At 69.3% G+C, this 22,920-nt stretch carries 26 protein-coding genes and 1 tRNA gene; 13 read left to right on the plus strand and 14 right to left on the minus strand.

Annotated features, from left to right (window positions below; all coding sequences use genetic code 11):
• The first annotated feature begins 45 nt into the window (after window positions 1–45).
• Window positions 46–816, plus strand: coding sequence for a glycosyltransferase family 2 protein (locus tag HDC31_RS02770; protein ID WP_061015414.1), 771 nt, complete (start codon window positions 46–48; stop codon window positions 814–816).
• A gap of 25 nt (window positions 817–841) precedes the next feature.
• On the opposite strand, the gene HDC31_RS02775 is transcribed toward HDC31_RS02770, so the two are convergent.
• Window positions 842–1,732, minus strand: coding sequence for an alpha/beta fold hydrolase (locus HDC31_RS02775; protein ID WP_231728730.1), 891 nt, complete (start codon window positions 1,730–1,732; stop codon window positions 842–844).
• A 93-nt stretch (window positions 1,733–1,825) separates the two neighbouring features.
• Here HDC31_RS02775 and HDC31_RS02780 point away from each other — a divergent pair, with 93 nt between their 5' ends.
• From HDC31_RS02780 to HDC31_RS02795, 4 genes are all read left to right on the plus strand, one after another.
• Complete coding sequence (locus HDC31_RS02780; RefSeq protein WP_218867287.1) at window positions 1,826–3,580, plus strand: MDR family MFS transporter; 1,755 nt, start codon at window positions 1,826–1,828, stop codon at window positions 3,578–3,580.
• A gap of 1 nt (window position 3,581) precedes the next feature.
• Window positions 3,582–4,037, plus strand: a complete 456-nt coding sequence (locus HDC31_RS02785; protein WP_046747651.1) for a MarR family winged helix-turn-helix transcriptional regulator — start codon at window positions 3,582–3,584, stop codon at window positions 4,035–4,037.
• A 66-nt stretch (window positions 4,038–4,103) separates the two neighbouring features.
• Window positions 4,104–4,619: a MarR family winged helix-turn-helix transcriptional regulator gene (locus tag HDC31_RS02790; RefSeq protein ID WP_113681060.1), complete on the plus strand. Its 516-nt coding sequence runs from the start codon at window positions 4,104–4,106 to the stop codon at window positions 4,617–4,619.
• Between the two features lie 63 nt (window positions 4,620–4,682).
• A complete protein-coding gene (locus tag HDC31_RS02795; RefSeq protein ID WP_258546371.1) occupies window positions 4,683–5,771 on the plus strand; it encodes an alkene reductase in 1,089 nt (362 codons plus the stop codon).
• 15 nt (window positions 5,772–5,786) lie between these two features.
• Here HDC31_RS02795 and HDC31_RS02800 read toward each other — a convergent pair whose 3' ends face one another.
• A complete protein-coding gene (locus HDC31_RS02800) occupies window positions 5,787–6,572 on the minus strand; it encodes a DNA/RNA non-specific endonuclease (protein ID WP_113681080.1) in 786 nt (261 codons plus the stop codon).
• Between the two features lie 99 nt (window positions 6,573–6,671).
• On the opposite strand from HDC31_RS02800, the gene HDC31_RS02805 reads away from it, so the two are divergent.
• The 3 genes from HDC31_RS02805 to HDC31_RS02815 all read left to right on the plus strand — a co-directional run bounded on the left by HDC31_RS02805 (window position 6,672) and on the right by HDC31_RS02815 (window position 9,364).
• The gene (locus HDC31_RS02805; RefSeq protein ID WP_113681058.1) at window positions 6,672–8,033 is read left to right on the plus strand and encodes an aminotransferase class I/II-fold pyridoxal phosphate-dependent enzyme; all 1,362 of its coding nucleotides are present in this window, start codon (window positions 6,672–6,674) and stop codon (window positions 8,031–8,033) included.
• Window positions 8,030–9,280 carry an aminotransferase class I/II-fold pyridoxal phosphate-dependent enzyme gene (locus tag HDC31_RS02810; RefSeq protein WP_233437328.1) on the plus strand — a complete coding sequence of 417 codons (1,251 nt, stop codon included), beginning with the start codon at window positions 8,030–8,032 and terminating at the stop codon, window positions 9,278–9,280. Before HDC31_RS02805 ends, HDC31_RS02810 begins: the two co-directional genes overlap by 4 nt.
• Before the next feature lie 13 nt (window positions 9,281–9,293).
• Window positions 9,294–9,364 (plus strand) — tRNA-Cys (locus HDC31_RS02815).
• A 30-nt stretch (window positions 9,365–9,394) separates the two neighbouring features.
• On the opposite strand, the gene HDC31_RS20470 is transcribed toward HDC31_RS02815, so the two are convergent.
• Window positions 9,395–10,246: an AraC family transcriptional regulator gene (locus tag HDC31_RS20470; RefSeq protein WP_046747657.1), complete on the minus strand. Its 852-nt coding sequence runs from the start codon at window positions 10,244–10,246 to the stop codon at window positions 9,395–9,397.
• Window positions 10,247–10,369: 123 nt separating this feature from the next.
• Between HDC31_RS20470 and HDC31_RS02825 the strand changes: the two genes are divergently transcribed.
• Window positions 10,370–10,915 (plus strand): carboxymuconolactone decarboxylase family protein, encoded by a 546-nt coding sequence (locus HDC31_RS02825; protein WP_046747658.1) that lies wholly within the window; start codon window positions 10,370–10,372, stop codon window positions 10,913–10,915.
• Window positions 10,916–10,973: 58 nt separating this feature from the next.
• Here the strand turns inward: HDC31_RS02825 and HDC31_RS02830 are convergent, their stop codons facing one another.
• Both HDC31_RS02830 and HDC31_RS02835 read right to left on the minus strand, forming a co-directional pair.
• Window positions 10,974–11,705: a glutamine amidotransferase gene (locus HDC31_RS02830; protein WP_113681057.1), complete on the minus strand. Its 732-nt coding sequence runs from the start codon at window positions 11,703–11,705 to the stop codon at window positions 10,974–10,976.
• Complete coding sequence (locus HDC31_RS02835; RefSeq protein WP_113681056.1) at window positions 11,702–12,724, minus strand: type I glyceraldehyde-3-phosphate dehydrogenase; 1,023 nt, start codon at window positions 12,722–12,724, stop codon at window positions 11,702–11,704. Before HDC31_RS02835 ends, HDC31_RS02830 begins: the two co-directional genes overlap by 4 nt.
• A gap of 50 nt (window positions 12,725–12,774) precedes the next feature.
• On the opposite strand from HDC31_RS02835, the gene HDC31_RS02840 reads away from it, so the two are divergent.
• A complete protein-coding gene (locus tag HDC31_RS02840; RefSeq protein ID WP_179515798.1) occupies window positions 12,775–13,455 on the plus strand; it encodes an HAD-IA family hydrolase in 681 nt (226 codons plus the stop codon).
• 4 nt (window positions 13,456–13,459) lie between these two features.
• Here HDC31_RS02840 and gabT read toward each other — a convergent pair whose 3' ends face one another.
• Window positions 13,460–14,797: a 4-aminobutyrate--2-oxoglutarate transaminase gene (gene gabT, locus HDC31_RS02845; RefSeq protein WP_179515799.1), complete on the minus strand. Its 1,338-nt coding sequence runs from the start codon at window positions 14,795–14,797 to the stop codon at window positions 13,460–13,462.
• Between the two features lie 78 nt (window positions 14,798–14,875).
• Between gabT and HDC31_RS02850 the strand changes: the two genes are divergently transcribed.
• Window positions 14,876–15,655: a YggS family pyridoxal phosphate-dependent enzyme gene (locus HDC31_RS02850; RefSeq protein ID WP_058630683.1), complete on the plus strand. Its 780-nt coding sequence runs from the start codon at window positions 14,876–14,878 to the stop codon at window positions 15,653–15,655.
• Window positions 15,656–15,661: 6 nt separating this feature from the next.
• The gene (locus HDC31_RS02855) at window positions 15,662–16,537 is read left to right on the plus strand and encodes a heme o synthase (RefSeq protein ID WP_113680860.1); all 876 of its coding nucleotides are present in this window, start codon (window positions 15,662–15,664) and stop codon (window positions 16,535–16,537) included.
• A 13-nt stretch (window positions 16,538–16,550) separates the two neighbouring features.
• Here HDC31_RS02855 and HDC31_RS02860 read toward each other — a convergent pair whose 3' ends face one another.
• The 7 genes from HDC31_RS02860 to HDC31_RS02890 form a co-directional block, all read right to left on the minus strand.
• Window positions 16,551–16,757 (minus strand): CDGSH iron-sulfur domain-containing protein, encoded by a 207-nt coding sequence (locus HDC31_RS02860; RefSeq protein ID WP_061015425.1) that lies wholly within the window; start codon window positions 16,755–16,757, stop codon window positions 16,551–16,553.
• Window positions 16,754–17,821, minus strand: coding sequence for an iron-containing redox enzyme family protein (locus HDC31_RS02865; RefSeq protein ID WP_113680862.1), 1,068 nt, complete (start codon window positions 17,819–17,821; stop codon window positions 16,754–16,756). The genes HDC31_RS02860 and HDC31_RS02865 overlap by 4 nt, the downstream gene beginning before the upstream one ends.
• A gap of 133 nt (window positions 17,822–17,954) precedes the next feature.
• A complete protein-coding gene (locus HDC31_RS02870) occupies window positions 17,955–18,845 on the minus strand; it encodes an endo alpha-1,4 polygalactosaminidase (RefSeq protein WP_179515800.1) in 891 nt (296 codons plus the stop codon).
• Window positions 18,770–19,462 (minus strand): DUF899 family protein, encoded by a 693-nt coding sequence (locus HDC31_RS02875; protein ID WP_061015427.1) that lies wholly within the window; start codon window positions 19,460–19,462, stop codon window positions 18,770–18,772. The genes HDC31_RS02870 and HDC31_RS02875 overlap by 76 nt, the downstream gene beginning before the upstream one ends.
• Before the next feature lie 55 nt (window positions 19,463–19,517).
• Window positions 19,518–20,915 (minus strand): MFS transporter, encoded by a 1,398-nt coding sequence (locus HDC31_RS02880; protein WP_179515801.1) that lies wholly within the window; start codon window positions 20,913–20,915, stop codon window positions 19,518–19,520.
• A gap of 43 nt (window positions 20,916–20,958) precedes the next feature.
• Complete coding sequence (locus HDC31_RS02885; protein ID WP_179515802.1) at window positions 20,959–22,074, minus strand: YbdK family carboxylate-amine ligase; 1,116 nt, start codon at window positions 22,072–22,074, stop codon at window positions 20,959–20,961.
• Window positions 22,075–22,082: 8 nt separating this feature from the next.
• A complete protein-coding gene (locus HDC31_RS02890; protein WP_046747713.1) occupies window positions 22,083–22,349 on the minus strand; it encodes a Rho termination factor N-terminal domain-containing protein in 267 nt (88 codons plus the stop codon).
• A 123-nt stretch (window positions 22,350–22,472) separates the two neighbouring features.
• Between HDC31_RS02890 and HDC31_RS02895 the strand changes: the two genes are divergently transcribed.
• Window positions 22,473–22,637: a hypothetical protein gene (locus tag HDC31_RS02895; protein ID WP_017201713.1), complete on the plus strand. Its 165-nt coding sequence runs from the start codon at window positions 22,473–22,475 to the stop codon at window positions 22,635–22,637.
• A 76-nt stretch (window positions 22,638–22,713) separates the two neighbouring features.
• On the opposite strand, the gene HDC31_RS02900 is transcribed toward HDC31_RS02895, so the two are convergent.
• Complete coding sequence (locus tag HDC31_RS02900; RefSeq protein WP_046747714.1) at window positions 22,714–22,920, minus strand: CsbD family protein; 207 nt, start codon at window positions 22,918–22,920, stop codon at window positions 22,714–22,716.

The raw sequence follows: 22,920 nt of genomic DNA on the forward strand, positions 1-22,920 counted from the left end.
GAGGAGACTGTGTCTGGAAACCGCCGGTCCAGGGGGAGGAGAACGATGGTGTCCGTGTTCCCGCGCTCCGTCTCGGTGGTCATCCCCGTGCGCGACGACGCCCGGCTGCTCGAGGTGTGTCTCGCCGCTCTCGCGCGGCAGACCCGGCACGCCGACGAGATCGTCATCGTCGACAACGGCAGCAGCGATGACACGGTCGACGTGGCCGAGAGGTTCGGCGCGCGGGTGGTGAGCGAGCCGATCCCGGGGATACCCCGAGCATCGGCGGCCGGTTATGACGCAGCCACGGGCGACATCATCGCGAGGCTCGACGCCGACTCCCGCCCCCACCCTGACTGGGTGGAGCGTATCGAGCGGACGTTCCGTGAGCGCCCGGACGTCGACTTCCTCACCGGCGATCCGCGCTTCTACGGATCGACGCCGCTCGTGCACTGGATGGGGGAGCACCTCTACATCGGCGGCATGTACGCGACCATGGCGCCCGTCCTCGGGCATGCGCCGCTCTACGGGTCGAACATGGCGATGCGCGCCGCGGTCTGGCGCACGCTGAGCGCCGAGGTGCACCGCGAGGAGACTAACATCCACGATGATTTCGATCTGTCGTTCCACGTGCGGCCGGAGATGACGGTGCTGCGGGACCGTGACCTCGTCGTCGAGGTGTCGGCCCGACCGTTCCAGGATTGGGCGTCGCTCCGGCGGCGGTTGAGCTACGTCGTGCCCACCGTGCGCCTGCATCTGTCGCCGGAGTCGTTGCGCCTTCGACGGCAGGCGCGTCGCGAGGTCGACCGATCGGGTGGATCGTCCGTCGGCCGGTGAAGCGGGCGGTGACGCGTGCGGCGAGTCAGTCGCGCGCGCGGGAGTACAGATCGAGCAGGTCGGCGGTGAGCTGATGCGGCGTCGTCTCGCTCGGGCTGTGCCCCGTCGCATACGCGCGGAACTCCGCGTCGATGTCGTGCGCGTACCGTTCATGCGCGGCCAGGGGCCACAGGTCGTGCGAGCCCGCGACGACGAGCTTGGGCACGGGCAGCGCCCGCACGCGGTCGCGCAGGTCGGGCGCGACCATCATGAGTCCCACGATCTCGTCGACACTGCGACGGCTCGTCAGGGCGAACCGTGAGCGCACGAACTCGAGTCGCCGCGGCGGGACGCGGTTCTTGTTCGTCACGATCCCCCAGATCATGAGTCCAGCGCCGCGCCGAGGACTCGCGATGGGCGCCAGCGGCCCCAGCCACTTCATGCTCGCGAACACGTTGCCGGAACCGGGGGGAGTGGTGAGCAGGGTGAGGGATCGGACGAGGTCAGGACGGCGGACGGCGACGACCTGGGCGATCGTGCCGGCGAAGGAGTACCCCAGCAGGTGCGCTCGAGTCCCTGCCTCGAGGAAGGCGATCAGATCGCCCGTGAACAGCTCATAGGTGTACCTCGCATTCGCACCGGCGGCGTGCGACTCGTACTGCCCCGCCAGGTCGAACGACTGCACGAAGTACCCCGCCTCCGCCAGCAGGGGGAGCATCAGGGCGAAGTCCTCCTTCGATCCCGTCGCTCCCGGCACCAGCACCACGCGCGGATTCGCGGGGTCGCCGAGGGAGATCACCGACAAGTCTCCGCTCGGTGCGGAGAACGTCGACCGCTGCGAGCCCGCAGGTGGCACCGTCCAATCGACGTCGCCGATGGCCGCGTCGAGGTCTGCCGGGGCACCGAGCGCCCGCCCACTCCTCGAATCCGTCGACACGCTCACAAGGTACTCCCCGGCGTGTTCGCGGGGGAGGTGCGCTCGCCGCAGCGTCGCATACGCCTTTAGTTGCACTTTGGCAACTAAAGGCGTATGGTTGACCTCGATCAACTTTCTACGCAGGAGCGTTACCCCGTGACACAGACCCCCATCCCCGCTTCCGAGACACGCTCGGCTCGCGAGGTCTTCACCGCGATCTCCGGCCTCGTCGTCGGCATGTTCGTCGCCGTGCTCTCCGGCACGGTCGTGTCGACCTCGATGCCCGTCATCATCGCCGACCTCGGCGGCACCCAGTCCCAGTACACCTGGGTCATCACCGCGAGCCTTCTCGCCACCGCCGTCTCGACCCCGATCTGGGGCAAGCTGGCCGACCTTGTGGACCGCAAGGTGCTCGTCCAGATCTCCCTCATCCTCTTCACGGTCGGAACCGTGATCGCCGGCTTCTCGACCGACACGAACATGCTCATCGCCGTTCGCGTCATCCAGGGCATCGGCGTGGGCGGCCTCATGTCGCTCGTGATGATCGCCGTCGCGCTCATCATCTCCCCGCGCGAGCGCGGCAAGTACATGGGCGTCGTCGGCGGCATCATGGCCCTCGGCACGATCGGCGGCCCGCTGCTCGGCGGACTCCTCACCGACGTGTGGGGCTGGCGCTCCAACTTCTTCGTCGGCGTGCCGTTCGCGATCCTCGCCCTCGTGCTGCTGCAGTTCACGCTGCACCTGCCGAAGCCGCAGCGTGACACCAAGGTGTCGATCGACTACTTCGGCATCGTGCTGCTCGCCGTCGGCGTCTCGACCCTGCTCATCTGGGTCTCCATGGGCGGCAACCAGTTCGACTGGGACTCCTCGACGAGCATCATGCTCATCGTCACCGCGGCGGTCGCGATCGCGGCGTTCATCACGGTCGAGTTCTTCGTCAAGGAACCGATCGTGCCGATGTCGCTGTTCCGCAACCGCACCTTCACCCTGTCGGTCATCGCCTCGATCGCGATCGGCGTCTCGATGTTCGCCACCTCGGTGTTCCTCGCGCAGTACTTCCAGCTCGCCCGCGGTGCCACGCCCACCGAGTCCGGCCTCATGACCATCCCGATGATCATCGGCCAGATGGGTGCGTCGATCATCATCGGACAGCTCGTCAGCCGTTTCGGCAAGTGGAAGGGCTGGATGCTCACGGGCTCGGTCCTCGCCACCATCGGCGTCAGCCTGATGGCCACCCTGCGCTACGACACGCCGTTCCCGCTCGTCGCCGTCTACATGTTCGTGCTCGGTGCCGGACTCGGCATGGTCATGCAGAACCTCACGCTGATCGTGCAGAACGACACTGCGCCGCAGCAGCTGGGCGCTGCGTCGTCGAACGTGAACTTCTTCCGCACGATCGCCGGCACGATCGGCGTCACCGTGATGGGGTCGCTGCTGTCCACGAGCGTCGCGAACTACATCACCGATGCGCTCGACGGTTTCGTGCCGACGACACCTGCCGAGATCGAGGCGCTCAAGCACCTCGCCTCCGGAGACGTGCCGAAGGTCGGCCAGCTGCCCGACACCATCCGCGCGATGGTCGAGGGTGCATACGGGCACGGCATCGCGGATGCGTTCATCATCGCGATTCCGCTCGCCGTGATCGCCATCATCGCGATCGCGTTCATCAAGAACAAGCCGCTGTCGACGAAGAACGCCGCGGAGCAGATGCTCGAGCAGGCCGAGGAATCGGTGATCGAGGTCTCCGAGGCCGAGGTCGGCGCGTCACTCGCCACCGGATCCATCCGGATCGACGGCGCGGAGTCGGCGTCCCCCACCACCGGGTCGGTACGCGTGCTCGAGCGCGAAGATCGGGACCAGGAGCGCTGAGATGCTCGCCCCCGGAGCGGTGGAGTCGGCGGACGTCGACAGTGCGCTCGGTGACCTCCAGGCGCATCTGAACCTCATCTTCGCGAGGACCCGGTCGCTGTGGAGGGAGTCTGCGGCCCGGGTCCACCCGGAGTTGCAGGTGGCCGGCTACAAGCTGCTCACCTTCATCGACCGGGCGGGAACCGCGAATGCGCACGAGATCGCGGAGCGGTTCGAGATGGACAAGTCGGTCATCAGCCGGCAGGTGCGGATGCTGGAGGAGCTCGGGCTGCTCGAGTCCCGCCCTGATGAGCGGGATGGGCGCCTCCGGGTGCTGAGCGCGACCCCCGTGGCATGCACCGCGCTGGCCGAGGTCCGCCGCGAGTACGGCACCCGCCTTCAGGCCGTGATCGACGAGTTGACTCCCGAGGAGATCCGGGCGGCGTCCAAGGCCTTCCGGTTGCTCGCCGAAGTCTGAGGCGAAGTCTGAGCCGAGGCCCCGCTGTCACGATCGACAGCGGGGCTTCGCCGTACACTGGCGAGCATGAGCGCCTCTCCCGACGCCCCTGCCGATCGCCCTGCATCCGCCTCGACGACGGATCGGCTCGGCGACGAAGATCTCGATCAGGCCGTCACCAGGGTCGAGCAGGAGCTGGGCCGTCTGTTCGCGCGGATCCGCATCGGCTGGCGCGAGGCGGCGGCGACCGTCCACCCCGATCTGCAGCCCCTGGGATATCAGGTCCTCACCTCCATCGCGACGGGCAAGGCGACCTCGGCTGGTGCGATCATCGAGCGCCTGCAGACCGACAAATCCGCGGTGAGTCGTCAGGTGCGCCAGCTCGAACAGCTGGGACTCGTCGAGAGCGTGCCGGACCCGGACGACCGCAGGGCTCGCGTCCTCGTCGCGACCGATCTCGCCCAGGAGCGCGTGGCCCTCGCCCGCTCGCAGTATGAAGGACGCATCGGAGAGCGGCTGCGCAACTGGACCGCGGCCGACCTCGACCACTTCGCCGACCTGCTCGCCGGGCTCGGGGGCGGAGAGGCACCGTCGGCGAGGTGAGACGGCCGGCGAGGTGAGATGCCGCAGGGAATACAGCGCTCCGCCCGTGCCTTGTCTCCCACTGTGACTCTCTACGAACCCGCCCTCTTCGGCGCCCTGCAGCTGTCCAACCGCGTCGTGATGGCGCCCCTCACGCGCACCCGCGCAGACGACGAGGGTGTGCCGACCGAGACCATGGCGGAGTACTACCGCCAGCGTGCGGGGCAGGGCCTGATCATCTCCGAAGGCACCTGGCCGGCTGCGGAGGGCAAGTCGTACCCTGGTCAGCCCGGCATCGTCACCCCGGCGCAGATCGACGGATGGAAGCAGATCGCCGACGCCGTGCACGACGAGGGCGGAACCATCGTCATGCAGCTCATGCACGGGGGACGCGTGGGGCACCCCGCGATCTCGGGCGAGGCGCGCGTCGTGGCCCCGAGCGCGCTCGCCGCCCCCGGACAGACGCGCACGCCGCAGGGCAAGGCCGATCTCCCGGTCGCGCATGCGCTCACCCTCGAGGAGATCCCCGTCGTCGTCGAGCAGTTCGCCCAGGCGGCGCGCAACGCGATCGCCGCGGGCTTCGACGGCGTCGAGGTGCACGGTGCGAACGGGTACCTCGTGCACGAGTTCCTGTCTCCGGTGTCGAACACGCGTGACGACGGCTACGGCGGATCACCCGCGAACCGGGCACGCTTCGCGATCGAGGTCACGGAGGCCGTCGCTGCGGCGATCGGAGCCGATCGCACCGGCATCCGCCTTTCGCCGCAGCACAACATCCAGGGTGTGCTGGAAGAGGACGCCGCAGACGTCCACGCGACCTACACCGCGGTCGCCGAAGGGCTCGCACCTCTCGGTCTCGCGTTCGTCGACGTGCTCCACGTAGACCCCGCCGGCGAGCTCGTGCAGCACATCCGCCGCACGGCCGGTGCGCCGCTGATCGTCAACACCGGCTTCGGGATCGACACGACCAGGGATGCCGCCGAGAGCCTCGTGGACGACGGGTGGGCGGATGCCGTCGCCGCCGGCCGTCCCGTGATCGCCAACCCCGACCTGGTGGAGCGCTGGACCCAGGGGGCCGAGCTCAACCCTCCGCGCCCCGAGCTGTTCTACGGTCGCACGGCCGAGGGGTACACCGACTACCCGTCGCTGGAGTCGGTCCGCGCCGGAGTCTGAGGCGGCGCGCTCGCCTCAGAGCACGATGTCCTTCGCCGTGTCGAGGGGCAGCCATCCCGTCTCACGGGCGCCCGGTCGCGCGAGCACGTCGGCCTCGGTCAGTGCGTCGAGGTCGACGCCGGTGAGGGCGGCGATGTCGATGATCGGCACCTGGAACGTGCGGAAGCCGCCGAGCAGCGGGACGGCTTTCTGCTCCTCGCGGGTGTCGACCAGGTCGGACTGATCGAGGACGAAGCCGGCTGCGGCGAGCCCATCCGGTCCTCGCCAGGCCGCCACCTTCCAGAACCGGAGCGGCACTCGGATGCCGCGGTAGGGAGGGTCGCTGTCCTCGAGCACCGGCGCGGTGAACACCGACACCCGCTGGTCGGTGCTCTCCGCATAGGCGAGCACGTGATCCTCCAGGCCGAGCCAGAGCTCCTTGGACTGGTTGAACCCGGCCGCCTGCGGAGCCGCGTTCGGGTAGAAGAAGGTCGCTTCGCTGGCCGCGCGGGCGGGGGCGGGCGGTCCCCAGCCCGGATCGCGTCGGCGCACGAGGTGTCCGCGGTCGAGATCGTTGCGGGCGTACACCTCGGGCCCGGTCTGCTCGTCGGGCCGCAGGCGTTCGTCCAGCCGCCAGTCGCCGGTGCGGGGGAGGCTCTGCAACGTGGCGCCGTCGATGTTCACGGCCGTGACCGCTGCCAGGCGCCGCTCAGGGTCGAGCAGCACCGTGAACCGGGGGTAAGGGAGTGTGCGCACGTCGTGCGCAGGGCGCGGGAGGGGGAGGGGCGTCCCGAGGAACTCCGCGTCGTAGCCGTCGCTCATGGTCCCATCGTGCACCGGGCCTCCGACGCGCACCCGTTCGATCTCGAAAACAACGGGTCGAGTTTTGACATAGGTCAAACGATCCCCTACGGTCGAAGCATGGCTCAGGCACCCGATCGTGAAGAAGTCTCGGAGGCGATCGTGGGCTCGACCGCTGCGGAGATCTCCGAGAGCGTGCGCGACCTCGTCGAGCGCGGGGCCTATGCTCCGGGCGATCAGCTGCCGCCCGTGCGTTCCCTCGCGGCCCGCCTCGGCGTGAACCGGAACACGGTGCTGGCCGCCTATCGATCGCTGGTCACCGCGCGCATCGCCGCCACGGGCGGTCGCACCGGGACCACCGTGCTCGGGCCGGCGGAGAATCATGACGAGGGGTTCACCCCGGGCTCGGTGCTGCGCGACATCGGCAGCGGCAACCCCGATGCCGCGCGTCTTCCCGACCTCGCGGCCGCGTTCGCCACGGTCACCCCGGGGCACGTGCTCTACGGCGAATCGGTGATAGACCCCGACCTGGCCGAATGGGCGACCGACTGGATCGCCGCCGATCACCCGCGTCCGTTCCGGCTGTCGATCACCGCAGGAGCGGTGGACGCCGTCGAGCGTCTCCTCGCGCAGACGCTCGTGCAGGGCGACCGGGTCGGCCTCGAGGATCCGTGCTTCCTCTCCAGCATCCATACGGCGCGGCTCGCCGGATATGTGCCGGTCGCCATCCCGGTCGATCGCGAGGGCATGACCGTCGCGGGCCTGAGGGCTGCACTCGAGAGCGGTGCGCGCGCGATCGTCTGCACCCCTCGCGCGCACAACCCCACGGGCGTCGGCACCAGCGCGACCAGGGCTCTCGCGCTGCGCGAAGTCCTCGCCGACCATCCTCATGTCCTGGTCATCGAAGACGACCACTTCTCGCTGCTCGACCCCACGCCCTACGCCAGCATCATCGCGCCGACGCAGCAGCGATGGGCGCTGGTGCGTTCGGTGTCGAAGTTCCTGGGGCCGGACATGCGCCTGGCGGTCACGGCATCCGATCCGGTGACCGCGCGACGTCTCGCGTTGCGGCTCAGCCCCGGAACGATGTGGGTGAGTCATGTGATGCAGCGGCTTGCGGCAGCGATGCTGCGCGATGACGAGGTGCAGCGGTCGATCGTCGCAGCGGGCGAGCACTATGCCGGACGGAACGAGGCCTTCGTGTCGAAGCTCGATGCGCGCGGAGTCCAGGCGCAGGCGGACAGTGGCCTCAACGTGTGGGTCGATGTCCGCGACGATGCGACCAAGGTCGGTCGACGTCTCGCGTCGCGCGGGTGGCTCGTGCGGCCCGGCTCCGAGTTCGCCCTGGACACCGAGAGCGCGCAGGGCTCCACGCATCTCCGTCTGACCGTGCACGCCCTCGATGATGCCGAGGCTCAGCGACTCGTGGACGATCTCGTGGCTGTGGCCGGCGGGTCGCACTCGTCCGGAGCGGACGCATGATGGCCGGCCGGCCTCGGGGCGCCGAATCGCGCATCGGCCGCTCTTCGCGCCTGGAAGGTGTGCTGTACGACCTGCGTGGCCCGGTCGCCGACCGGGCGGCCGAGCTGGAGAAGCGCGGGGAGTCCATCCTCCGTCTCAACATCGGCAACCCGGCACCGTTCGGGTTCGATGCTCCTCCGGCCATCGTCGAGGCGCTCCGCTCAGCCCTGCCCCATGCGCACGGCTACTCCGAGTCCGCGGGGCTTCCGGAGACGCGCGAGGCGATCAGCGCGCACTATGCCCTCCGCCCGGGCTTCCCCGCGCTTGCCATCGATGACATCACCGTCGGCAACGGTGTCTCGGAACTCGTGGGCCTCACGCTGCAGGCGTTGCTCGAGCCCGGCGACGAGGTGCTGATCCCGAGTCCCGACTACCCGCTATGGACGGCATCGACGGTGCTGGCCGGTGGGCGGGCGGTGCACTACCCGTGCATCGAAGCCGAGGGGTGGGCGCCGGACCTCGCGGCGATGGAGGCATCGATCGGTCCTCGGACTGCGGCCATCGTCGTGATCAACCCGAACAACCCGACCGGCGCGGTGTACGGGCGACAGGTTCTCGAGCAGATCGCCGAGCTCGCGCGGCGGCATGGCCTGCTGCTGCTCTCCGACGAGATCTACGACCGCGTCGTCTACCCGGGGTTCGAGCACGTCTCGACTGCACAGGTCGCTCCTGACGTGCCCTGCGTCACCTTCGCGGGACTCTCGAAGACGCACCGGGTCGCGGGCTATCGCGCCGCGTGGATGACCGCGACCGGATTCCACTCCGACGATCCCTTCCTCTCCGGGGTGCGTCTGCTCGCCTCGATGCGCATGTGCGCCTCCGTTCCGGCGCAGCACGCGATCACCGCGGCGCTGACCCATGATGCCTCGCTCGACGAGCTGGTCGCGCAGGACGGACGGCTCACCCGGCAGCGGGATGCCGCACTCGACGCACTCGGCGGGATTGCCGGGTTGGACGTGCAGGTGGCGGGCGGGGGACTGTACCTGTTCCCCCGCCTCGACCCGGAGGTGCACGGCATCGTCGACGACGAGCGGCTGGTGCTGGACTTCCTCGACGCCGAGCGGATCCTCCTCGTGCATGGGCGGGCCTTCAATCTGCAGACTCCCGATCACCTCCGCATCGCCTTCCTCCCGGAGGCCGATGTGCTCACCGATGCACTCCGACGTCTCGGTGCCTTCCTGGACGGGTACTCACCGCCTCAGCGCTGAGCTCGTCCGACCCGGTGGAGTGACCGAGTGGCCAGGTCGCGGTCCGCAAGACCGTGCACGCAGGTTCGATTCCTGCCTCCACCTCTCAACGGCCCGGCGCCGGAACGCACACCCTCAGGCGGCCAGCGTCAGCCACGTCCTCGGCGAGTGTCCGATGCGCTGGGCGAAGACCCGAGAAAAGGCGGAGGAGCTCGCGTAGCCGAGCTGCGCCGCGACCGCGCTCACCGACATGCCGCCACGCAGCTGCTCCTGTGCGATCGTGAGCCGCCACTCGGTGAGGTAGTCGCCGGGCGAGCGTCCGAGCACCTCCTTGAATCGCGCGGCGAACGCGCTGCGCGACATGTTCGCCGTGCGGGCGAGGGACTCCAGGCTCCACGCTTCCCCCGGTTCCTCGTGCATGGCGACGAGCGCGGGGGCGAGCCGCTCGTCGGCGAGGCCGGGGATGAGCCCCGGTGCGAGGTCGAGCTGCTCTGCGTGATCGAGCATCCATCGAAGCAGCTGGATGAGCACGACCTCGAACATGCGGTCCGCCACCAGCGGGCGTCCGCACCGCACATTGTCGACCTCAGAGAACATCAGGTCGAGTGCGGGGCCGAGAGTCTCGACCTCATCGAGGGGCAGCACGATCGACGATGGCAGTGTGCGGACCAGCGGGTGGGTCGCGCCGCCGTCGAAATCGAGAGTCGCGCAGGCGAAGTCGGACTCCTCGGTCGGCGCGTTCAGGAACGAGTGGTCGACCGGCCGCGGGAAGAACAGCAGGCTCGGCCGTGAGATGAGCGCGCGCTCGCTGCTGCCGTCGGCCCGACGATGCGTCACCTCCATCTCGCCTCGTCGCAGCACGTGCAGGAAACCGTGTCCACCGCTCGCCGGGAACACCGTCGTGCCGCACAGCGGCCCGTTGTGGAACAGCCGCGTGCGCACGCGGAACCGCTCGAGGAGGGGAGAGAGGCGATCGATATCGGACACGCTCCCAGTATCCGGGACGATATGTCATGAAAGCAAGACGTTATGGTGCGCATCGTCCGATCATTGTCGAAAGACTGGAGTCGGCTCGGATCCGGGCCGACTCGACAATCGAAGGAGCATCCCGTGCCCAACGTCCCTCTCATCGACCGCGACAACGCCACCGGAAACGTCAAGGAACAGCTCGATCAGATCGCCGGCGCCTTCGGGGCCGTACCCGCGATGTTCCGCGCCGTCGCCAACTCTCCCGCGGCTCTCACCAGCATGTGGGGGGCGTTCGGCGCCTTCGGCGGCGGCTCGCTCGGTCCGGCCATCGGCGAGCAGATCGCCGTGGCCGTCGCCGACCGGAACTCCTGCCAGTACTGCCTCGCCGCGCACACCGCCCTCGGCAAGAAGGCGGGCCTCAGCCGTGAGGCCCTCACCGCCGCGCAGAGCGGCGAGTCCGACGACCCGCGCACCGCGGCGCTGCTCGCGTTCGCGCTCAAGCTGGTGGAGGAGCGCGGTCAGGTGTCGTCGGCGGATGTCGACGCGGTGCGCGCGCAGGGGTGGACCGACGAGCAGATCGTCGAGACGATCGCCCAGGTCGCGCTGAACCTGTTCACGAACTACGTGAACATCGCCCTCGACGTCCCGATCGACTTCCCGAGCGTGGCTCTTCGTCGCGCGAGCTGAGCGCTGTCGCAGACGAAGGGGCCGGGTCCGCAGGGACCCGGCCCCTTCGTCGTCGCGGTCAGGCGGTGGGAGCGGGCAGTTCGACGGAATCCAACCATGTCGCGATGGCGGAACGGGCTGCCCTCTCGAGTTCCGGTCCGTAGGCCCTGGCGTCCTCGCGGATGATGCGCGGGTCGATGCCGTTGTGATGCAGCTCGTGCGCGTGGCCGATCAGCCAGCTCCCGATCGCGCGGTGGTCGGCCTCGAGGTGGAACTGCAGGGCGAGCACGGTGCCCGTGCTGAACGCCTGGTTCGGGAACCCGGGGGTGGACGCCAGCCGGCGAGATCCGGCCGGGATCGTGAACGCGTCTCCGTGCCAGTGCAGCACGGGCATGCCGTCGAGTGCGCGCAGCGGTGAATCGAGGCCGTCCTCGGTCAGATCGAGCGGTGCGTAGCCGATCTCGACCTGACCGGTCGCGTGCACCTGCGCCCCCAGCGCCTCGGCGATCAGCTGTGCTCCGAGGCATATGCCCAGCAGCGGCCTGCCGGAGCGGAGCCGATGGGCGACGGCCTCCTTCGAGGCGTGCAGGAGCGGATACCCATCGGCGTCGTGCACGCCGATCGGGCCGCCCAGCACGATCATCAGATCGGCATCGTCCACGCGTTCGATGTCGATGGCCTCGGTGCCGAGGTCGACGTACTCCACGCGAAAGCCGCGTTCGCGCAGGAGTGGCCCGAGGATGCCGAGGTCTTCGAAGTGCACGTGGCGGAACGCGAGCGCCGTGCGCTCGCGCGTCTCGGGAATCGTCATGCGGACAGCCCTTCTGCGACGTACTCGGTCAGCTCGGTGAGACGGTGCGAGTATCCCCACTCGTCGTCGTACCAGGCGGAGATCTTCACCTGCGAGCCGATCACGCGGATCAGACCGGCGTCGAGGATCGAGGAATGCGGATCGATCACGGTGCCGGCGACCGCGATCTCATCGTCGGCGCAGCGCAGGATCCCCTTGAGCGGGCCCTCCGCGGCCGTCTCGTAGGCGGTCCTGACCTCATCGGCGGTGACCGGTCGGGACGCCGTGACCGTGAGATGCGTGATCGAACCGCTGATGGCCGGCACCTGCAGGGTGTAGCTGTCGAGTCGGCCGTCGCCGAGATCGGGCAGGACGCGACCGATCGCGGACGCGGCTCCTCCACTGCGCGGCGTGATCTTTCCGCCCTTCGCCTCCTTCCCCATCGCGGACCGCGGGTCCGCGTGGGGGGCGTCCGGCACCTGGAGGTCGGATGACTCGGCACGGATGGTCGTCATCAGTCCGGAGTCGATGCCGAACGCCTCGTGGAAGACCTTGGCGACCGGGGCCAGGCAGTTGGTCGTGCAGGACGCGCTGGAGATGACGTGGTGTCGGGCCGGGTCGTACGTGTGCTCGTTGACGCCGAGCATGATGGTGCCGTCGTCGTCCGGAGTCGGAACCGTCGTGATCACCTTCTTCGCGCCGGCCGTCAGGTGCGTGCGTGCGTCGTCGGCCCCCGCAACGGACGCCGTCGCCTCGATGACGATGTCGACTCCGAGCTCACGCCAGGGCAGCCGCAGCGGATCGCGCTCGGAGAGCATGCGGACCGCGTGTCCGTTGAGGAAGAGGTGGTCGTCGTCGTACCGCACGCCGCGCGTCGACGGCCCGCTGCTGCCGTCGCTGCGCAGGAGATCCGCGATGGCGCGTGGCCCCCGCGGGTCGTTCACGGCGACGAGGTCGAGCTCCGATCGACGCGCGAGCAGAAGTCGGAGCTGATTGCGGCCGATTCGGTCCAGTCCGTTGATGGCGATTCTCTTAGGCATTGGTGTCCCCTCCGCGGCGCGGTCCCCCGTGCCGGTGCTAGCTTTGACCTATGCCAAAATTATCACACGTGCGCAGCGGGGATTCCTGGGAGTTCGGACCGGCCGGACTGCTGTTCGACTGCGATGGCGTCCTCGTGGACTCGGTCCTGGCCGCAGCGCCCGCCTGGGATGCCTGGGCCCGCCGGCATGCTCCCTCCTTCGACTTCCTGCGCGATGCGCCGCACGGCATGCGGCCGAGCGAGGTCGTGGCCGGCCTGGTGGGGCGGGAGGTCGCGGAAGAGGCCACGGCGGAACTGGTCGCGCTGGAGGTCGAGGCGGCCGCGCACACCCGGGAGGTCGGAGGAGCGTCGCGGCTGGTGGGTGCGCTTCCGCGCGACCGCTGGGCGGTGGTGACGAGCAGCAACCGCGCCGTGGCTCTGGCGCGGCTGCGCAGCTCCGGTATCGCGCTTCCACCGGCGTTGGTCGCGGCGGAAGACGTTCCCCGGGGGAAGCCGGAACCCGACCCCTATCTTCTCGGCGCCTACCTGCTGGCGCGCCGCGCTGACGACTGCATCGTGTTCGAGGACTCCGTGCCGGGGATCCGCTCGGCGCGCGCGGCGGGTGCCGGGTTCGTCGTCGGGGTCGGAGCGGCGTCGTCGGGAGGCGACCCCGACCTGGTCGTGCCCGACCTCCACCGTGTGCGCTGGCGGGAGGGCGCACTCGTCATCGACGCGACGGGTGCACCCGGCTGAGTCGTCAGGCGAGTGTCGCCAGTGCTCGGTCGATCACGTCCACCGCGACCTCGATCTGATCGTCGGTGGTCGTGAGAGTCGGCAGGAATCGGATGACGTTCGCGTCGCTGCCGGCCGTCAGCAGCAGGATGCCGTGCTGGGCCGCGTAGGCCGCGATCGCGAAGGCGGCTCCCGCGGCGGGGTGCGAGGTGGCGGGATCGGTGAGTTCGAAGGCGTACATGGCGCCGATCCCGCGCACATCTCCGATCAAGGGGTGGCGCGAGGCGAGCGTGGTGAGGTGCTGCCGGAGGCTGCCTCCGATGCGCAGGGCTTCCGCGAAGAAGGGGCCGTGCTCGAGCTCATCGAACACGGCCAGGGCCGCGGCGATGGAGACGGGGTTGCCGCCGAAGGTTCCGCCGAGGCCGCCGGGGTCGGGGGCGTCCATGATGTCGGCGCGTCCGGTGACGCCAGCGAGCGGGAGTCCTGCCGCGATGCCCTTGGCCGTGAGGACGAGGTCGGGGACGACGTCGAAGTGCTCGCTCGCGAACCACGTCCCCGTGCGTCCGAGCCCGGTCTGGATCTCGTCCGCGATGAACACCACACCGTTGCGCGTGCACCAGTCCTGCAGTGCGGGCAGATAGCCGTCGGCGGGGACCACGAACCCGCCCTCGCCCTGGATCGGCTCTGCGATGACGGCGGCCAGGTCGGAGGTGCCGATGCGCTGCTCGAGGTGGGCGATCGTGCGCTCCGTCGCCTGCTCCCCGGAGAGGCCGTCCCGGTACGGGTAGGAGTTGGGTACGCGGTGGATGTCGGACGAGAAGGGGCCGAATCCGGTGCCGTATGCGGCCTTGTGGTTCATGGCGAGAGTGAGGTTGGTGCGTCCGTGGAAGGCATGGTCGAGGGCGGCGACCGCGCGCCTGCCGGTGTGCCTGCGAGCGATCTTGACCGCGTTCTCGACGGCCTCCGCGCCCGAGTTCACGAACACCGAGCGCTTCTCGTGATCGCCGGGGGTCTTCTCGGAGAGGCGCTCGGCCAGCCTGACGTACCCCTCGTAGGGCGTGACGGTGAAGAGCGTGTGCGTCACCTGCTCGAGCTGCGCGGCGGCGGCCGCGACGGCGGCCGGATTCCCGTGTCCGATCGTGGTGACGCCGATGCCGCTGCCGAGGTCGAGGAGGCGATTGCCGTCCACGTCGGTGACCCAGGGGCCGTCCGCGTGCGCGATGTACACCGGCAGCACGCTGCCGACTCCCCGGGCGACGGTCTGCCTGCGTCGCTCGTGGAGGGCTCGACTGCGCGGTCCCGGCACATCGGTCAGCAGCAACGGGGCGGAGGAGTGATCGGGAAGCACGCGGGGCGCAGACATGGGGGCTCCTTCGGTGAGCAGTGGTGAGCGGCGGACATCGCCGACGAAACGGCCTAAGACTATGTTAGTGTTTGACCTATGTCAAAGTTGGATGCACCGATCGGCGCCGACGAGCGCTACCCCACGGCGGTCACCGTCGACGACTTCCGGCATAACCTCGCGAGCGTCGAATCGCGCATCGCCGAGGCAGCGCGGCGGGCGGGGCGCGATCCGCGTGAGGTGACCCTGCTCCCGGTGAGCAAGACGGTCCCGACCGAGCGCGTCCGCGTCGCGATCCGCTCGGGCATGCGGCTGCTGGGCGAGAACAAGGTGCAGGAGGCGGTGCGCAAGAACGGGGAGACCGCCGACCTCGATGTGTCGTGGTCGATCATCGGGCACCTGCAGACCAACAAGGCCAGAGATGTGGCCGCGTTCGCCACCGAGTTCCAGGCTCTCGATCGGTTGCGGGTGGCCGAGGCGCTCGACCGACGTCTGCAGGCCGCCGGCCGCAGCCTCGACGTCTTCGTGCAGGTGAACACCTCGGCCGAGGATTCCAAGTTCGGGATGCCACCGGAGGAGCTTCCCGCGTTCCTGGAGGCACTGCCCTCCTATGGGACGCTCCGCGTGCGGGGACTGATGACCCTCGCCATCCTCACCCCGGACGACGCCAGGGTGCGCGAGTGCTTCTCGCTGCTGCGCACGCTGCGGGACCAGGCCAGAGAAGACGCGCCCGACCTCATCGGGGCGGGCGAGCTGTCGATGGGGATGTCCGGGGACTACGAGATCGCCGTCGAGGAGGGCGCCACGTGCGTGCGCGTCGGACAGGCGATCTTCGGTGCCCGCGCGCTGCCCGACAGTCACTACTGGCCGGAAGGCTGACGACACGTGCTGCGGACCGTTCGCGCCTACCTCGAACTGACCAAACCCCGCATCCTGGAACTCCTCCTCGTCACCACGATCCCCGTCATGGTGTTCGCCGCCGACGGACGGCCCGACATCGCTCTCCTGGGGGCGGTGCTCGTGGGCGGGGCACTGAGTGCCGGTTCCGCCGGGGCGTTCAACATGTACTTCGAGCGCGAGAGCGATGCGGTCATGGAGCGCGCGGCCCGGCGCCCCCTGGTCACGGGCGTCGTGTCCGCGCGCGCCGGTCTGATCTTCGCGACCGTGCTCGGAATCTCCTCCGTGGGGTGGATGCTCACCTTCGTCGGCCCCCTGCCCGCCGCGTTGTCCACCGCCGGCCTCGTGCTGTACGTGGTCTTCTACACCCTGCTGCTGAAGCGTCGCACCGAGCAGAACATCGTCTGGGGCGGGGTCGCTGGGTGCATGCCCGTGCTCGTCGGCTGGACCGCGGTGCGCGGCGCTCTCGAATGGCCGGCGGTGATCCTGTTCCTGGTGGTGTTCTTCTGGACGCCTGCGCACTACTGGCCGCTCTCGATCCGTTACCGAGACGACTACCGCCGGGCCGGCGTCCCCATGCTCGGTGCCACGCGCCCGCCGTCGTTCGTCGCCATCAGGGTGATCGGCTTCGCGGTGGTGACGGTCGTGTGCTCGCTCATCCTGCCCTGCGTCGCGGAGGTGAGCCTGCTGTACTGGACGGTGGCTCTGGGGGCGGGCGCGGGGTTCGTGGTGTCCGCGTCGCTGATGCGGTCACGGGCTCGGCGGGGTGGCGAGCTGCGCCCGATGCTCGTCTTCCGCGCGTCGATCGTCTACCTCGCCGCACTGTTCCTCGCGGTGGGCGTCGATCCTCTGCTGACGCCCTGAGTGCGCGGCCCCTTCAGTCCTCGGTGCGGAAGCCTGCGGGCTTGTGTGTGCCGTCGCAGAAGGGCTTGAGGGCCGACAGCCCGCAGCGGCACAGCGCGACGGTGCGGCGGTGGGAGGGGATCGGCGTGCCGTCGGCGGCGTGCAGCTCGACGGCACCGCGGACGAGCAGCGGACCGTCCGGGTACGGAGTGATCGTCGCCGGTTCGTGGTCCGCGCTCATGATGACGCCCTCGTGCGCAGCGACGAGGAATCCGCCGACCAGGCCTCCAGGATGTGTGCGCCTCCCCATCCGTCCACCGTCAAGCAGGCGGCTGCACCGAACATGATGTCTGGCAGCAGCTCCGGGTGGTCCTCGGCGAGGCTGCCTGCGAGGTCTCGGGCGGCGATCTGCTCATGCACGGCGTCGGCCTCGACGTGCTCGTCGAAGTACGCCGTGACGTCGGTGGGGAAGTCCAGGCGGCGCAGACCGTCGGCATACAGGCGGCAGGGGATGGACGAGGTCATCTCGTAGGCGGCCAGATGACCGACGATCGATCCGACGAGCCGACGGTTGAGTCCGAACATCGACATCATGTTGAGCGACGCGAGGGTGACGGCGGGGAGATCGTCGACGTACGCGCCATAGGTGTCATCCAGGCCGGCTGCGCGCATGGCGCGCGCGAAGAGGGCGGCGTGCACGCGGTGCGGTCGGCCGCCGCCGTACTCGTCGGACTGGATCTCGACCAGAGCCGCCTTGGCCCGTCCGTCGAGTCGGGGAATCGCCCAGGAGTGCGGGTCCGCCTCGCGGAGCGTGTACGCCGAGCGCTGGATGAGCATCTCCCGCGCCTGGGACTTCGTGGCCTTCTTCACGAAGTAACGAGAGAGGCTCGGGCCGGTGTCCGCTTCGGCGAGTGCGAAGAGCGCCCGCCCGACGGCGTCCACGGTCGGCTCCGGCAGCTCCGGCATCGGGACTCTCGCGCGCAGTTCCCGCTCGAACGCCGACTCGAGCGTGCGGCGGGTCGCGAGGAGCGCCGGGTCCCACTCGAGCTCGGGATCGAGTGCCGACAGTGATCCGTAGGCGGATGCGTAGAGCACGAAGAGGGCGAGCTGGATGTCGTCGTCACGGGAGACGTCAGCGCAGGCCGCTGCGGCTTCTTCGGCGAGAGCGGCGTGGTCGGCGTGACGATCGACTCCGGTGAGATGCGAGATGACGGCGCGGCTCACCGGGCCGCGGTCGGGGAAGGGGAGTCTCGGTGCGGATGCCGGTGCGGGTGACGGTGCGGTCGCCGTGGCGGAAGAGGTCATGTGTCGTGCTCCTGATCGATGCGGACCCTCGTATCCTGCGGGCTCGGATGAGATCGGGCCAGGGACTTGACGAGCGCGCATCGACCGGGCAAGCGGGGCAGGCATGGAAGCCCGCGCGGATGCACGGAGCCGGCTACCGGCAGGACTCGAATGCGTAGCCGTCGTCGTCGGGGGTGACGAGGTCGCGGTCCCGCAGCACCATCGATGCCGGCGAGGCGTCGTCCGTGCACATCTCGGCGAAGGGCCGCGGAAGCTCATCGGTGTACTCGATGTCGATCACGCGCTCGCCGTAGACATCGGTGTACGCCGCGCACTCCTCGTACGCCGCGCACTCCTCGGTCACCGCGAAGTCGAAGCCGGCGTGCTCCTGCAGCGCGGGGGCATCCTCGGCGGCGTTCTTCTGTCCCGCTGCCAGCCCCACATCGTGCGCCGCCTCGACGAGGAGTGCGGCCAGCGCGAGGTTGTCATCGAGCGAGAGGGCTCCCTTCGACCGCGAGTACGAGTCGAGGTTGTCGAACTCGACGGCATCGAACCCGTCATCCGCGCAGTGCTCGATCCAGGGGATCACGGTGTCGGCGATCTGCTCCCGGCGCTGCGCGGTCGACGTGTCGAGCAGCGCCTCGTCGGGCCAGTCCGGGTCGAAGACGACATGTCCGTCGCGCTGCAGCAGCAGATCATCGGGCCAGGTGTCGAGTTCTCCCGGTTGTGTCTGGAATCCGTTGACGTAGCAGACCGAGTACACACCGGCCGCGGGCTCCGCGGTGCGGTCGCGCCCGACCACGCCGACGCCGGAGGACGGATCGTAGGCCCCGCCGAGCTGATAGTCCGGCGTGGCGCCGGAGGGAGGAAGGGCGACGGAGGACGGCGGGTCCGCGGGCGCCGCGCACCAGCCGAGAGCGAGGAGGAGGGCGACGCCGGCCGCTGGCCAGGCACTCCGGAGCAGCCGATTCAGCGTGCCGCTCCGTACAGCTCCGCGATCTCCTTCGACCCCATGCCCTGCGCATAGGTCGGATGCTGGGGCCATCCCTCCGGAACGTCCTGCCATTGCTCCTGTCGACCGTAGGGGAGCAGATCGACAAGACCCTGCAGGTAGCTCAGCCGCTCCGTGCCGCGGCCGTCGGTGTGCCAGGTGCGGTACACGGTGTCGCCGTCGCGCAGGAACACGTTTACGCCGAACCCCGCGTTCGGCGGGGCGTCCACATCGGCCCCGAACGTGCTGTCGGCGCTCGAGTACCACTGCATGCGGTTGCCCACGCGTTCGCGGTAGGCCAGGGCTTCCTCGATCGGACCGTTCGTCACGATCACGAAGCGCGCGTCGTAGTAGCGCTCGAGCACGTCGAGCCGCGTGAACTGCGAGGTGAAGCCGGTGCAGCCGGGACACTGCCATTCGCTGCCGTCCGACCACATGTGGTTGTAGACGATCAGCTGGGATCGTCCGTCGAAGATATCGGCCAGGCGTACCGGACCCTCGGCGCCGACCAAGGTGTAGTCGGGCAGCTCGACCATGGGCAGGCGTCGTCGTTGCGCGGCGATCGCGTCGAGCTCCCTGGTCGCGGCCTTCTCGCGCACGCGCAACTCGTCGAGCTCACGGCGCCAGGTCTCGGCGTCGACGACAGGGGGAAGGGGCTGTGCTGTGCTCACGGTGACCTCCGGATGCTGAGCGATGCGTCCAGTCTGCGCGCGGCCGGGGACACGGTCAATGCGGGAGCGGTCCCGTCGATGCGGTGTCGGCGGGGAGCGCCTCGCTCGGATTGCGGCGGATGCCGATCCACGACACCACGCCGCCGATCACGAGCAGGGTGGCCGTGACCCAGGCGGCGCTGTGGAACCCGTCGAGGTCGAGAGTGCCGCCGACGATGGTCGACAGCATCGCGACGACGAGCAGCCCGGCCACACGAGATACCGCGTTGTTGACGGCCGAGGCGATGCCCGAATGGTTCTCGTCGATGGCACCGAGGATCGCGGCCGTGAGCGGTGCGACCGTGAGCGAGAGGCCGAGACCCATCACGATCATCGCCGGCAGAACCTGCCACCAGTAGTCGAAGTCTGCGGACACGAGGAGCAGCATCAGAGCGCCGACGGCCATCAGCAACGGGCCGACCGTCATGAAGATGCGGGGTCCCCACCTGCCGGCCCACTGACCGGCACGCGAGCTGATCAGGATCATCAGGATCGTCATCGGCAGACTCGCCAGGCCCGCGGCGGTGGCGCTGAGTCCTGCGCCCTGCTGCAGGTAGACCCCGACCACGAAGCCGTTGAGCGACAGTGCTGCGTAGACGAAGAGCGTCGCGAGGTTGCCCCACCCGAAGTCGCGCACCCGGAACAGCCAGAGCGGCATGAGCGGCGAGGCGGAGTGCTGCTGCCGCCACAGGAACAGTCCGAACAATGCGGCGCCGGCGATCGCGGGGATCCAGATCGCGGGCGACTGCCACCCCATGTTGGGCTGCTCGATGAGTGCGAAGACGACGGCCCCGAGCCCGATCGCGCACAGGGCCCCGCTCCACCAGTCGACCTTGACGCCGCGGGGGTGCTCCGGCAGATGCAACCGGGCGAGGAGCAGCAGGGTGATCCCGATCGGGATGACGTTGATGAGGAACACGAAGCGCCACGAGAGGTAGTCGACGAACAGTCCCCCGAGCAGCGGACCGACCAGCTGCGCCCCCGTGGTGAAGGCCGTCCAGACGCCGATGGCGCGCGATTGCACGTCGGCCCGCATGGTGGCCGTGATGAGGGCGAGCGAGCTCGGTACGAGCAGGGCACCGGCGGCGCCCTGCGCGGCGCGGGCGACGATCAGCATGAGCGGATCGACAGCCGCCGCCACGGCGATCGAGGCGATCCCGAAGGCGATGAGTCCGATGCGCATGACGAGCACCCGGCCATAGGCGTCGGACACCGATCCGGCCAGCAGGATCAGGGCGCTCAACGTGATCAGGTAGGCGTCGACGACCCACTGCTGGGTGGTGATGCCGCCGCCGAGCTCGCGACTGATCGCCGGGAGTGCGACGTTCACGACCGTGCCGTCGAGGAAGGTCACGAACGACGCGAGCACCGCGATCGAGATGACGAGTCTTTGGAGCGGGGCGAAGGTGGCCACAGGCCGACACTACTCCCGGTGGCCGACGTCGGGGCCGGGCGCCTCATGGTGTGGGCGTGGAGACCGTGAGTCCAGGGGGATCCGCCGGGAGCGGCGACGGCGTCCCTGCGCGCAGGAGCTCGGCGAGCTTCGACGGCCCGCCATCCGCGGCGGCCCGGCGTTGGCGATCAGCGCCCGTGCCGGACGCACGCAGCCGGGCGATCCCGTCGCGGACCCTGTCCTCGTCGTCGAGCTCGCGGAGCGCGGGAGCGATCGCTGCCAGCAGCTGGTCGGCAAGCAGCCACGCGTCCTCCGCCTTCCCGGTCGCCGGATCGAGCAGACGGGCGGCCATGCCGTGCCGCGCGGCCGTCCACATCGAGGCGTCGATGCCGTCCACGCCGATGTCCGCGTGCGGCAGATCGTCGGTGAGCACGATCGCGCGGGAGAGGAGCGCTGCGAACACCGCGTCCTGGGCGGAGAGCTGCGCGTCGAAGACCCTGAGCTCGACCGTCGGATACCGCTCCGACAACCGCGCCGACCACGACAGCGAGGCCGCATCGGCGATGGCACCCACGTCGATGAGTCGCTGCACATCCGCGCGGTAGGCGTCGTAGTCGCGGAAGTGCGGGGGCGTCCACGACGAGGGCAGCCGACGGATCAGGATGCTGCGCCAGCTGGCGAAGCCGGAGTCGCGGCCGTGCACGAACGGGCTGTTGCCGGTGAGGGCCAGCAGCACGGGGAGCCACCCGCGCACGCGGTCGAGCGCACGCACCCTCTCCTCGTCGTCGGTGACCTCGACGTGCACATGGAGACCGTTGACCTCGTGGTCGCGCGTGAGGTGTCCGAGGTGCGCGGCGACCTTGTCGTAGTGCGGTGAGGGCGACACCGCTGAGGAGCGCGTCGTGGCGAACGGTGTGCCGGTGCCGGCGGCGATGGCGTGCTGGTCGCCGGCGTGCCACCCGATGAGTCCGCGCAGGTGCGACAGTTGCTCCGTGGCGGCCTCAGCCGTCGATACCGGTTCGGTGAGGCACTCGATCTGCGAGGTCAGGTACTCCTGCGTGACCTCGCCTCCCGTGCTGAGGCGGGTGATGCGCTCGCGTGTGCCGGCGGCGAGACTCACGGGCGCCAGCGCGTGCTCATCGAGGAAGAGGAACTCCTCCTCGATGCCGAAGCGGGGCATCCCCGTCCTCAGTGATTCCTGAGCGCGGAGATCAGCTCGGACTTCCGCTTGCCGCTGTAACCGGTCAGACCGAGCTCCTTCGCCCGCGCGCGCAGCTCCTTGACCGTCCAGTCCTCGTAGTCGCCGTGCTCCCCGCCGCGTCGGCCGACCGCGCTGCGACCTTCCTTCGCCGCGGCGTTCGAGATGCGCGCCGCCTTCTCCTTCGAAGCGCCGTCGTCCCTGAGCTCCTCATACAGCTCCGGATCCTTCAGCGAGTTGTTGCGTCGTCCTGGCATGAAATCTTCTCCTTCGCGCACTCGGGGGGCCGAAGTCAACCCCCTCTGACAGAAGTCCCTCCGCGGATAGCGTGAAGGCACCACAGTCTGGCGTCCGCGCCTGCCGAAAGAAGGGAAAGACCGATGAACATCCTCCTGATCATCGTCATCGTCGTCGCCGTGATCCTCGCGATCACCGGAGGACTGGTGCAGTCGCTCCAGTTCCTCCTGTGGGTCGGACTCGTCCTCCTCGCGATCGCGGTGATCGCCTGGTTGATCCGAGCGATCAGCGGCAGCCGCAAGGTCTGACAACGCAGTAGGTCTGACCCCATCGAGGTGAGGCCCGCCCATCGGCGGACCTCACCTCTTCGGTGTCCGGGGCCTGTTACTTCTCGAACGCGTCCCGGACGTTCTCGCCCGTCTTCTGGGCGGCGTCCTTCACGTTCTCCCCGGCCTGCTTCGCGGAAGCCTTGACCTGGTCGGCCTTGCCCTCCGCTTCGAGCTTCTCGTTGTCGGTGAGCTTTCCGACGCCTTCCTTGACCTTTCCGGCGGCCTTCTCGGCGGCGTTCTTGATGTCGTCTGCAGCACTCAT

Origin of the sequence: Microbacterium sp. JAI119 (assembly GCF_013410135.1) — a bacterium.
GTDB lineage: Bacteria > Actinomycetota > Actinomycetes > Actinomycetales > Microbacteriaceae > Microbacterium > Microbacterium oxydans.

Excerpts from the sequence above, each read along its gene's own strand:
- HDC31_RS02870 (WP_179515800.1), bottom strand. The coding sequence starts at position 18,845 with ATGGCCCCAGCATCCGACCTATGCGCAGGGCATGGGGTCGAAGGAGAT.
- HDC31_RS02890 (WP_046747713.1), bottom strand. The coding sequence starts at position 22,349 with ATGCCAGGACGACGCAACAACTCGCTGAAGGATCCGGAGCTGTATGAG.
- HDC31_RS02830 (WP_113681057.1), bottom strand. The coding sequence starts at position 11,705 with ATGACGATTCCCGAGACGCGCGAGCGCACGGCGCTCGCGTTCCGCCAC.
- HDC31_RS02840 (WP_179515798.1), top strand. The coding sequence starts at position 12,775 with ATGCCAAAATTATCACACGTGCGCAGCGGGGATTCCTGGGAGTTCGGA.
- HDC31_RS02770 (WP_061015414.1), top strand. The coding sequence starts at position 46 with ATGGTGTCCGTGTTCCCGCGCTCCGTCTCGGTGGTCATCCCCGTGCGC.
- HDC31_RS02785 (WP_046747651.1), top strand. The coding sequence starts at position 3,582 with ATGCTCGCCCCCGGAGCGGTGGAGTCGGCGGACGTCGACAGTGCGCTC.
- HDC31_RS02800 (WP_113681080.1), bottom strand. The coding sequence starts at position 6,572 with ATGAGCGACGGCTACGACGCGGAGTTCCTCGGGACGCCCCTCCCCCTC.
- HDC31_RS02790 (WP_113681060.1), top strand. The coding sequence starts at position 4,104 with ATGAGCGCCTCTCCCGACGCCCCTGCCGATCGCCCTGCATCCGCCTCG.
- HDC31_RS02860 (WP_061015425.1), bottom strand. The coding sequence starts at position 16,757 with ATGAGCGCGGACCACGAACCGGCGACGATCACTCCGTACCCGGACGGT.
- HDC31_RS02805 (WP_113681058.1), top strand. The coding sequence starts at position 6,672 with ATGGCTCAGGCACCCGATCGTGAAGAAGTCTCGGAGGCGATCGTGGGC.
- gabT (WP_179515799.1), bottom strand. The coding sequence starts at position 14,797 with ATGTCTGCGCCCCGCGTGCTTCCCGATCACTCCTCCGCCCCGTTGCTG.
- HDC31_RS02900 (WP_046747714.1), bottom strand. The coding sequence starts at position 22,920 with ATGAGTGCTGCAGACGACATCAAGAACGCCGCCGAGAAGGCCGCCGGA.
- HDC31_RS02865 (WP_113680862.1), bottom strand. The coding sequence starts at position 17,821 with ATGACCTCTTCCGCCACGGCGACCGCACCGTCACCCGCACCGGCATCC.
- HDC31_RS02895 (WP_017201713.1), top strand. The coding sequence starts at position 22,473 with ATGAACATCCTCCTGATCATCGTCATCGTCGTCGCCGTGATCCTCGCG.
- HDC31_RS02835 (WP_113681056.1), bottom strand. The coding sequence starts at position 12,724 with ATGCCTAAGAGAATCGCCATCAACGGACTGGACCGAATCGGCCGCAAT.
- HDC31_RS02780 (WP_218867287.1), top strand. The coding sequence starts at position 1,826 with ATGGTTGACCTCGATCAACTTTCTACGCAGGAGCGTTACCCCGTGACA.
- HDC31_RS02885 (WP_179515802.1), bottom strand. The coding sequence starts at position 22,074 with ATGCCCCGCTTCGGCATCGAGGAGGAGTTCCTCTTCCTCGATGAGCAC.
- HDC31_RS02810 (WP_233437328.1), top strand. The coding sequence starts at position 8,030 with ATGATGGCCGGCCGGCCTCGGGGCGCCGAATCGCGCATCGGCCGCTCT.
- HDC31_RS02850 (WP_058630683.1), top strand. The coding sequence starts at position 14,876 with ATGTCAAAGTTGGATGCACCGATCGGCGCCGACGAGCGCTACCCCACG.